Origin of the sequence: Streptomyces atriruber (assembly GCF_001418325.1) — a bacterium.
Taxonomy (GTDB): Bacteria; Actinomycetota; Actinomycetes; order Streptomycetales; family Streptomycetaceae; genus Streptomyces; species Streptomyces atriruber.
This window is the reverse complement of the sequence record NZ_LIPN01000505.1, coordinates 1-1,345: the sequence shown is the minus strand read 5'-3', so window position 1 is coordinate 1,345 and position 1,345 is coordinate 1. Positions and strand designations below refer to the sequence as shown.

Genomic DNA, 1,345 nt, shown 5'->3' with positions numbered 1-1,345 from the left:
TCACCATCGTCATCCTCTTCGTGGCGAGCTGGCTGGTCTGGGAGTTCAGCCCGCTGCAGGACTGGATCGGCACGACGAAGAGCTTCTGGGGCCAGCTCTCGGACGGGTACGACAAGGTCAGCGAGTGGCTCGGCAAGATCAACGGCAACTAGGGCCTGTCCGACAGGGCCTGTCTGTCCGGCAGGGCCTGTCCGAAGTGCCGCAATCCCCGGGCGACCTTGGGGATTTGTCGACATCTGCAGAGTGATTTCTGCTCCCGGAGTGAAGGTTGGCGGCAAGGCCGCGTAGTTTTGTCGCCAACACGCATCCGTAGGAGCAGTCTTGACGCGCAAGATCGGCAGCCGGTACACCGCCCACCAGATCCTGGGCCGTGGCAGTGCCGGCACGGTGTGGCTCGGCGAGGGGCCCGAGGGCCCCGTCGCCATCAAGCTGTTGCGCGAGGACCTGGCCTCCGACCAGGAACTCGTCGGCCGCTTCGTCCAGGAGCGCACGGCTCTGCTCAGCCTCGACCACGCGCGCGTGGTGGGCGTCCACGACCTGGTCGTCGACGGCAACGACCTCGCCCTGGTCATGGACCTCGTCCGCGGCACGGACCTGCGCACCCGCCTCGACCGCGAGCGCCGCATGGCCCCCGAGGCCGCCGTCGCCATCGTCGCGGACGTCGCCGACGGCCTCGCCGCCGCGCACGCCGCGGGCATCGTCCACCGCGACGTCAAGCCCGAGAACGTCCTCCTGGACATGCAGGGCCCCCTCGGCCCCGGCGGCTCCCACCCCGCCCTCCTCACCGACTTCGGCGTCGCCAAGCTGATCGATTCGCCGCGCCGCACCCGCGCGACGAAGATCATCGGTACGCCGGACTACCTCGCCCCCGAGATCATCGAGGGCCTGCCGCCGCGCGCGGCCGTCGACATCTACGCGCTCGCCACGGTCCTGTACGAGCTGCTCGCGGGCTTCACCCCCTTCGGCGGCGGGCACCCGGGCGCGGTCCTGCGGCGCCACGTCACCGAGACGGTCGTCCCGCTCCCCGGCATCCCCGAGGAGCTCTGGCAGCTCCTCGTCCAGTGCCTGGCCAAGGCCCCCGCGTCCCGGCTGCGCGCCTCGGAGCTGGGCGCGCGGCTGCGGGAGCTGCTGCCGCTGGTCGCGGGGATGCCGCCGCTGGACGTCGACGAGCCCGACACGGAGCCTTCGCCGGCCGAGGAGACGTACGAGGACGCCGACCCCGAGCCCCGTGAGACCGCTCCCCGGCGGGGCGCGGTCCCCCTCGTCCCCGGCTCGGCCTCCGCCGACTCCAATCGCGACACCCACACGTCGATGCGTGTCCCCGGGCCCGACGAGCTGTCCGGCG

General features: G+C 71.9%; 1 protein-coding gene. It reads left to right on the top strand.

All coding sequences use genetic code 11. The features are described 5' to 3' along the window. Positions 1-321: 321 nt before the first annotated feature. Positions 322-1,345 (top strand): serine/threonine-protein kinase (locus tag AOK03_RS37120; RefSeq protein ID WP_055569781.1); only part of this gene is annotated, 1,024 nt, incomplete at its 3' end.